The sequence below is a fragment of the Crenobacter caeni genome (assembly GCF_010435965.1).
In the GTDB taxonomy this organism is placed as follows: Bacteria; Pseudomonadota; Gammaproteobacteria; order Burkholderiales; family Chromobacteriaceae; genus Craterilacuibacter; species Craterilacuibacter caeni.
In genome coordinates, this window is sequence record NZ_JAAGAA010000026.1 from 1 (window position 1) to 8,156 (window position 8,156).

The window sequence follows — 8,156 nt, forward strand, 5'->3', positions numbered from 1 at the left end:
GCTTGCTGGCTTCGGTAAACTGCGCATCCGTTTCGAACGACGACTTGATACCCATTACGCCTTGCTCAAATTGGCCTGCTCCTTGATCTGCCTGCGATTTATCGACAAGTTTTGTTAGCGGCTCTTAATCACAAGCCATATCCTGCGCAGCAACATGCGGATAGAATAGTTGAGAAGCGTGGAAAAACGTTTTTGGAATGCCGCTAAGTGACTGAAACTATTGGAAATCAGGCTGCCGCGCCGACCGCCGAGCCGGCAGGTACGGAACAAGACGCGCTGCGCTGCACGCAAGCCTTCCTAGGCTATCTGTCCAAATGGACGCAGCCTTACAAATTGCTCGCCGCCTGGCTGGCGGCTGATTTGCAGCGGCTGGACGAGAAAAAATCGCTGACCTACTACACGGCCGAGCGCCTGTTCCAGTTGGGGGAGCCGCGGGTCAAGGCTACCCCGACCCAGTGGCTGGCGCAGCAGTGGAAAGTACTGGGCGGTTTTGCCGCGGAACATGAGGCGGGGCTGATCGGGTTTGCTCGCCAAAAAGGTTTTTCCGCCTACTGCCTGCCGGTTAAAGAAACCGGCCGCGGTGCCGGCAACCCTTCCGAATACAGGCTGCAGGTCAAGGTGCTGCCTGCAGGTGAAACAGTGTTGCCGGACGCGCAGACTTCAGTTGGCATGGCCGATGGCCGCGTCCACTACATCGCGGAATCCATCGTGCGGCCGGCCTGGTTCCTGCGCGGTGTATTCCGGCACGACATGGGCCTGGTGCTGCAGGGCTGGCGCAAGGCGCTGTTTATTGGCTACTGGCTGGGCGTCGGCGGATTCTCGCTGCTGGGCCTGTTGCTGTTCCTGCTCGGCAGCCAGCAAGCTGCGGTGTCCCCCGGCGCATGGCTGCAGTCCTTGTCCACGCTGGCCATTGTCGGCCTGGTGGTGTGGCTGGCCGCCCGCCCGCTGATCCGGCTGATTGACTGGCGGATCACCAGCGCGCCGAGCGCGTGGCTCGCACTCAGCGAAGAACCGGCGCAAATGGAATTGATCCGTGGCCGCAAGGACTTGGGCGAAGCCAACCGCATCCGTTTCGTGCGCTATAGCGCGCCGTGTCCGCTGTGCGGTAACAAGGTTTATCTGCGAGAAGGCGGGCGGCAGTTTCCGAACCGGATGGTCGGCCGCTGCGAGGAAAACCCGGCGGAGCATGTTTTTAGTTTTGATAGAGTGAGTCTGCTTGGTTTTACAGTGACTCAATAGTGGTCTTGTTTTTTATAAAAGGGAATTGGCTATTATGGATTATGTTCAGTCGGCTATATCAAAGCTGTATGGAACCGATGATGACTTTATTGTTATTGGATTGACAGGAAGAACTGGTAGCGGTTGCTCTACTGCTGCAAAAATATTGTCATCTGATTCTAGTGATATCAGTCTGTCTCTTTATGACGGGGTGCGTCCAGGCAGTAATTCTTTGCGAAAACAGAGAGTGGTTCATCATTTTTTTTCGAAAAACTGGAAGAGGTTTGCGCTATTGCAGGCAAGAAGTCTGCTGACATTATCACTTTCCGAGTGTGAATCAGAAAAGGTAAAGGTGTTTTTTGATGAGCAAAGAATTGCAGACAAATTTGAAGTTGTCGATAGGATATTGAATGCAATCAGAAACGATGCTTTGCTGCGGTCTAGGGGAGAATTGAGCTCAAAGCAATTTTACAGTGAAAATTTGGTAAAGCATTCTGAGGATATAAAGGTCAATATTGGAGATGCCAGCTTTGTTAGGTTGTATCAAACTTTGGGGGTAAATTATAGGAGATCAGGCTCTCCAATTGATTCTACAATAGTAGACGGCCAATTCTTTCAATTGGCAGAGCTAATTAACGAAGCGGTTAAACACATTAGAGATGAGGATAAAAAAACTGACGATGCTCGCACTTATATTGTTATAGATGCAATTAGAAATCCACTTGAGGCAATTTTTTTTCAGGAAAAGTACTCGTCTTTTTATTTGGTGGCTGTGTCGTGCGAGGATGCATCAAGGAAGAGTCGGCTTTGTAAATTAGGCTACTCTGAATCTGATATTTCAGCGATAGATAATCAGGAGTATAAGAGCAAGGATATAGATCGAGATGAGTCCTATGTTTTGCAAGATATTGAGGCATGCTTGCAAAGAGCAGACATTTATCTGAGTAATCCGGAGTTGAAAGACGGTGTCTCCAAACCGGATGATTTGGCGAATCAAATCGTAACATTTGTTTCTTTAATGCAGCGACCTGGATTGGTGACACCGACCAACATGGAGCGCTGCATGCAAATTGCCCATACAGCCAAGCTGAATTCTGGTTGCATTTCCCGGCAAGTAGGTGCCGCTATCACGGATGAAAATTTTTCAATTCGTGCGATAGGCTGGAATGATGTTCCGTCCGGGCAGGTTCCTTGCAATTTGCGCAGCGTAATTGATTTGAGTGGCGGGCGAGACTCAATTGCATATTCAAACTATGAAAAAAACGACTCGTCTTTTGTGTCGATGATTGCTTCTAGCGTTGATGAGTATAGGTCAATCGATGAGGGCGGTCGCTGGACGCCTTATTGCTTTAAGGGGTTTTATAATAAGATTACAAGGAAGGAAAATCAGGTGCACACTAGGTCTCTTCATGCAGAAGAGAATGCATTTCTTCAGATATCAAAATATGGAGGTGTTGGGATAGTTGGCGGTAAACTGTTTACTACGGCGAGTCCTTGCGAACTTTGCGCCAAGAAGGCATACCAGATGGGGGTAAAACAGATTATATATATTGACCCCTATCCAGGCATTGCAATGAATCATATTTTAGATTGCGGCACAAATAAACCTGAAATGATTTTATTTTCTGGGGCTATAGGCAGTGCGTTTCATAGACTGTATACGCCAAAAGTTCCTTATAAGGATGAAATAAGAGCATTGCTCAGAGTTTAGTAATGCTTGAAAGGTGTCTTCACAACGAAGACACCCGCATGCCAAATCAATCCCAGCTCAACGCACCGCCCGTCTGGTACTCCGTCACCCGCGTCTCGAAGAAGTTCTTTTCCTTCTTCAGGTCTATCATCTCGCTCATCCACGGGAAGGGATTGTTGGCATTCGGGTAGAGCGGGTTCAGGCCGATCTGCTGCAATCGGCGGTTGGCGATGAAGCGCAGGTATTCCTTGAACATCGGCGCGTTAAGCCCCAGCACACCGCGCGGCATGGTGTCTTCGGCGTACGCGTATTCCAGCTCCACCGCCTGGCGGAACAGGCCGAGCAACTCCTGCTTGAACGGTTCGGTCCACAGTTGCGGGTTTTCCAGCTTGATCTGGTTGATCAGGTCGATGCCGAAATTGCAGTGCATCGATTCGTCGCGCAGGATGTACTGGTATTGCTCGGCGGCGCCGGTCATCTTGTTTTGCCGGCCGAGCGCCAGGATCTGCACGAAGCCGACGTAAAAGAACAGCCCTTCCATGATGCAGGCGAACACGATCAGCGATTTGAGCAATTGCTGGTCGGCGTGCAGGGTGCCGGTCTTGAAGGCCGGGTCGCACAGGGTGTCGATGAAGGGGATCAGGAATTCGTCCTTGGCGCGGATCGAGCCGATCTCGTGGTAGGCGTTGAATACCTCGCCTTCGTCCAGCCCCAGCGATTCGACGATGTACTGGTAGGCGTGGGTGTGGATCGCCTCGTCGAACGCCTGGCGCAGCAGGAACTGCCGGCATTCGGGCGAGGTGATGTGGCGGTAGGTGCCCAGCACGATATTGTTGGCGGCCAGGCTGTCGGCGGTGGTGAAGAAGCCGAGGTTGCGTTTGACGATGCGCATCTCGTCGCTGCTCAACTGCCCGGTCTTCCATTGTTCGATGTCGCGCTGCATGTTGATTTCCTGCGGCATCCAGTGGTTGGCGCACTGGGCGAGGTATTTGTCCCACGCCCACTTGTGCGCGAAGGGCACCAGCTGGTTGACGTCGGTCGCGCCGTTGATCACCCGCTTGTCGACGGCGTTGACGCGGCCGGCGGTCGGGGCGGAGGTGGCGGCGCGGGTTTCTTCTTCAAAATGCAGCATGGTCTTTCCTGTGGTTTCAGTTGGCCGGGATGGTGCGCGGCGCAAACGGCGCCACCACCACCTGGCTTAAGTTGTCTATCTTCCAGACGTTTTTCATATGGGCGAAGTCGCGCGTTTGCGCGTCCCCCAGCTCCACGGTCGGCCTGAAGTCCATCTGGACCTGCACCTGGCCCAGATACACCGCCTTGCCCGCCTCGACGGTAAACGGGGTATCTAGCGTGAAGCTCCTGATCTGCGTGAACGCGCCGCCGAACGGGCCGCTGTCGGTCGGCCAGTAGCCGTACGCGCGGGTCAGCTCGTAGCGGCCGGCGGGCAGGGTGAGCAGTTCCAGCTTGCCCTCGGCCATGTCACCGTTCGGGCCAAACACGGTGTTGGTGCCCATGCTGGCGTACACATTGCCCGACAGCGTGTTGGTAAGCCCGCGCCATTCAACGCTGGCGCTCGAACGGTTTGCGTCCTGCGTGCGGCCGGTCAGCGAGAAGATCGCGTAGCCTTCGCCCGGCGGCGGGTTGAGCGAGCCGTGCAGGCGGTCGGCCATCGTCGTGCAGCCGGTGGCGAACAGTACGGGGAGCAGGGCGGCGAGGGTGCGCATGGTTTTGTCCTTTCGATTGGATGGTTTCAAACAGCGTACCCCTGTTGTAGCCCCGCTACCTGTTTACTGGCACGCCTCGCAGTCGGGGTTATCGATCGAGCAGAAGCGGGGTTCAGCCTCGGGCGCTGTCGGCACCGCGTTGAGCTCGCCGCCGCGGCCGGTCGACTTCTCGGCGCTGGTCGCGGCCAGCGTGCGCAGGTAGTAGGTGGTCTTCAGCCCCTTAAGCCACGCGAGCTTATACAGCTCGTCGAGCAGCTTGCCGGAGGCGCCGGCCACGTACAGGTTGAGGCTCTGCGCCTGGTCTATCCACTTCTGGCGGCGGCTGGCGGCTTCCACCAGCCAGCGGGCATCGATCTCGAAGGCGGTCGCGTACAGCGCTTTCAGTTCGGCCGGCACGCGGTCGATGCGGCCCAGGCTGCCGTCGAAATACTTGAGGTCGGCGACCATCACCTCGTCCCACAGCCCGGCGGCCTTCAGGTCGCGCACCAGGTGTTCGTTGATTACGGTGAATTCGCCGGACAGGTTCGATTTGACGAACAGGTTCTGGTAGGTCGGCTCGATGCTGGCCGACACGCCGACGATGTTGGAGATGGTTGCGGTCGGCGCGATGGCCAGGCAGTTCGAGTTGCGCATGCCGTGGCGGGCGATGCGCTCGCGCAAGCTCTGCCAGTTGAGCGTCTCGCTGCGGTCCATCTCCAGCAGGCCGCCGCGCGCCTCGGCGAGCAGGGCGATGCTGTCCTGCGGCAGGATGCCGCGCGACCACAGGCTGCCCTCGTAGCTCGGGTAGCGGCCGCGCTCCTCGGCCAGCACGGTCGACGCCCAGTACGCGTGGTACGCCACGCGCTCCATCGCGCGGTCGGCAAACGTCACCGCCGCGTCGCTCGCGTACGGGATGCGCAGGCGGTGCAGGCAGTCCTGGAACGCCATGATGCCCAGGCCCACCGGGCGGTGGCGCAGGTTGGCGTTGCGCGCCTTGTCGACCGGGTAGTAGTTGAGGTCGATCACGTTGTCGAGCATGCGCATGGCGGTGCTGACGGTGCGCGCGAGGTGCGCGTCGTCGATCTCGCCGCTGTCGGTCAGGTGCGCGGCGAGGTTGACCGAACCGAGGTTGCACACGGCGATCTCGTCGGCCGAGGTGTTCAGCGTGATCTCGGTACACAGGTTGGAGCTATGCACCACGCCCAGGTGCTGCTGCGGGCTGCGCAGATTGCACGGGTCCTTGAAGGTCAGCCACGGGTGGCCGGTCTCGAACAGCATGGTCAGCATCTTGCGCCACAGCGTGGTGGCCGGCAGCGTGCGGTAGACGGCCAGCTTGCCCGCGCGGCCCAGCGCCTCGTAGTGGGCGTAGCGCGCCTCGAACGCGGCGCCGGTCAGCTCGTGCAGGTCGCCCGTCTCGGCCGGGCTGAACAGGCTCCATTCTTCGCCCGCGATCACCCGCTTCATGAACAGGTCGGGGATCCAGTTGGCGCTGTTCATGTCGTGCGCGCGGCGGCGCTCGTCGCCGGTGTTCTTGCGCAGCTCGAGGAATTCCTCGATGTCGGCGTGCCAGGTCTCCAGGTAGGCGCACACCGCGCCCTTGCGCTTGCCGCCCTGGTTGACCGCCACCGCGGTGTCGTTGACCACCTTCAGGAACGGGATCACGCCTTGGCTGGTGCCATTGGTGCCGCGGATATGGCTGCCCAGCGCGCGCACCGGCGTCCAGTCGTTGCCCAGCCCCCCGGCAAACTTGGAGAGCAGCGCGTTGTCCTTGATGCCGTCGAAGATGCCTTCCAGGCTGTCAGCGAGCGTGGTCAGGTAGCAACTGGAGAGCTGGCTGTGGCGGGTGCCGGCGTTGAACAGCGTCGGCGTAGAGCTCATGAAGTCGAAGCTGGAGAGCAGCTCGTAGAACTCGATGGCGCGCACTTCGCGCTCGGCCTCGTTGAGCGCCAAGCCCATCGCCACCCGCATGAAGAACACCTGCGGCAGCTCGCTGCGCACGCCCGCCACGTGCAGGAAGTAGCGGTCGGCCAGCGTCTGCAGGCCCAGGTAGCCGAACTTGAGGTCGCGCGCGGGCTTGAGTGCGGCACCGAGGCGCGCGAGGTCGAAGCTGGCGAGTTCGGGGTTGAGCAAGCCGGCGTCGATATTGCCGCGGATGCTGCGCAGGAGCGCGTGCGGGTAGGCGGCGGCCATGCCGGCCTGGCTGACCGGCTCGCCGAGCACCTCGGCGCGCAGCGCGCCCAGCAGCAGGCGGGCGGTCACGTAGTCGTACGCCGGGTCCTGTTCGATGCGCGCGCGGGCGGCGAGCACCGCCGAGCGCGACACTTCCTCGGCCGCGACGCCGTCGTACAGGTTCTTCAGCGTGTCGGCGAGCAATGCGTCGACGTCGGCTTCCGGCAGGCCCTCGCAGGCTGCGGCGATTTCGGCGCGCAGCGCGACGACGTTAAGCGGCGCGTGGCGGCCGTCGGCGTACACCACCGTCAACACGGGCACCGCTTCCACTGCCGGTGCGGCGGCCTCGGCCGCGCGCGCCTTGGCGTGCGCCTCGCGGTACAGCACGTAGGCGCGGGCGACGTCGTGTTCGCCGGCGCGCATCAGCGCGAGCTCGACCTGGTCCTGGATTTCTTCGATATGGATGGCGCCGCCGTCGGGCTTCCTGCGCATCAGCGCGGCGACCGCGGTGGCAGTGAGGCGGGCGACCTTGTCGCGCAGGCTGGCCGACGCGGCGTGGTTGCCGCCGGCGACCGCCAGAAAGGCCTTGCTCACCGCGATCGAGATCTTCACCGGCTCGAAGGCGACCACGTCGCCGTTACGGCGGATGGTCATGTAGTGGCTGACGTCGGTCTCGGGCGCGGCGGCGCGGCCCATCTCGGTCGCCAGCTGGCTGTCTACACTCGTGTGCATCGGCTCTCTCCCCATGGTGGCTGCGGCACACGCCGCAACACCACATATTGTGTCTGAAGGTTATTGATGCGCAAATGGTAGTGTCGTGAATGGGTGTGCGCAAGGCTTGACATGACGTAAAAATACGCAAGCCCTTGTCGCGGCTGGCTTTGCGCCGCGAAAAATTTTTTCAGGCAGGATAAAGGCGCGCTGTTTCAGCGATATTGCGGTGGCGATTTTGCATCAACACTACATGTAGTGGGTGTATCGCTGGTGGCGGATCAGGAAAAGGCTATGTCGAAATTAAGGGCTGGTGGCACTGTTGCTGACATTGCGGACTGTTCTTGCGTCAGCAGCCCTTCCGCGTAGGCTCGCGCCGGCAACAAGGGCGCTGGCGAGGTCTTAAGCTGGCCCTTGTCCGAGCGATTCGACGGTAGCGAATACCCCGCTGGGCGAATCAAAGATTCGCACGCATGGAGTTGGCCAGCGCCTCGCCAGCGTCTTTGTTGATGGTGAAGTCGCGAGCCTTCGGGGGCGTTTGGGATGCAAGGGGCTTGTCGCCACAATCTATGGTCAGCCTGAACTTTGCAAGGACAGAATCGTGATGAACAATGACAGGGAAGGCTTGCTCTAATCTATCCGGATTCCTGATGGGCAGCTATGCC

The 8,156-nt window shown here is 59.0% G+C and carries 5 protein-coding genes and 1 pseudogene; 3 read left to right on the plus strand and 3 right to left on the minus strand.

Going from position 1 to position 8,156, the window contains the following annotated elements; translation table 11 throughout:
* The 3 genes and pseudogenes from GZH52_RS16495 to GZH52_RS16505 form a co-directional block, all read left to right on the plus strand.
* Positions 1 to 118, plus strand: a pseudogene (locus tag GZH52_RS16495) (IS5/IS1182 family transposase); the annotation flags it as partial.
* An 89-nt stretch (positions 119 to 207) separates the two neighbouring features.
* Positions 208 to 1,239: a hypothetical protein gene (locus tag GZH52_RS16500; RefSeq protein WP_163318023.1), complete on the plus strand. Its 1,032-nt coding sequence runs from the start codon at positions 208 to 210 to the stop codon at positions 1,237 to 1,239.
* A 34-nt stretch (positions 1,240 to 1,273) separates the two neighbouring features.
* Positions 1,274 to 2,929 carry a cytidine/deoxycytidylate deaminase family protein gene (locus tag GZH52_RS16505; RefSeq protein WP_163318024.1) on the plus strand — a complete coding sequence of 552 codons (1,656 nt, stop codon included), beginning with the start codon at positions 1,274 to 1,276 and terminating at the stop codon, positions 2,927 to 2,929.
* A 46-nt stretch (positions 2,930 to 2,975) separates the two neighbouring features.
* On the opposite strand, the gene GZH52_RS16510 is transcribed toward GZH52_RS16505, so the two are convergent.
* From GZH52_RS16510 to GZH52_RS16520, 3 genes are all read right to left on the minus strand, one after another.
* The gene (locus GZH52_RS16510; protein ID WP_163318025.1) at positions 2,976 to 4,040 is read right to left on the minus strand and encodes a ribonucleotide-diphosphate reductase subunit beta; all 1,065 of its coding nucleotides are present in this window, start codon (positions 4,038 to 4,040) and stop codon (positions 2,976 to 2,978) included.
* Between the two features lie 16 nt (positions 4,041 to 4,056).
* Positions 4,057 to 4,632: a hypothetical protein gene (locus tag GZH52_RS16515; protein ID WP_163318026.1), complete on the minus strand. Its 576-nt coding sequence runs from the start codon at positions 4,630 to 4,632 to the stop codon at positions 4,057 to 4,059.
* A 63-nt stretch (positions 4,633 to 4,695) separates the two neighbouring features.
* A complete protein-coding gene (locus GZH52_RS16520; RefSeq protein ID WP_163318027.1) occupies positions 4,696 to 7,512 on the minus strand; it encodes a ribonucleoside-diphosphate reductase subunit alpha in 2,817 nt (938 codons plus the stop codon).
* Between the last annotated feature and the right edge of the window lie 644 nt (positions 7,513 to 8,156).

Bases quoted from the DNA above. Each gene is read 5' to 3' on its own strand.
- GZH52_RS16505 (WP_163318024.1), top strand. From the start codon at position 1,274: ATGGATTATGTTCAGTCGGCTATATCAAAGCTGTATGGAACCGATGAT.
- GZH52_RS16510 (WP_163318025.1), bottom strand. From the start codon at position 4,040: ATGCTGCATTTTGAAGAAGAAACCCGCGCCGCCACCTCCGCCCCGACC.
- GZH52_RS16515 (WP_163318026.1), bottom strand. From the start codon at position 4,632: ATGCGCACCCTCGCCGCCCTGCTCCCCGTACTGTTCGCCACCGGCTGC.
- GZH52_RS16520 (WP_163318027.1), bottom strand. From the start codon at position 7,512: ATGCACACGAGTGTAGACAGCCAGCTGGCGACCGAGATGGGCCGCGCC.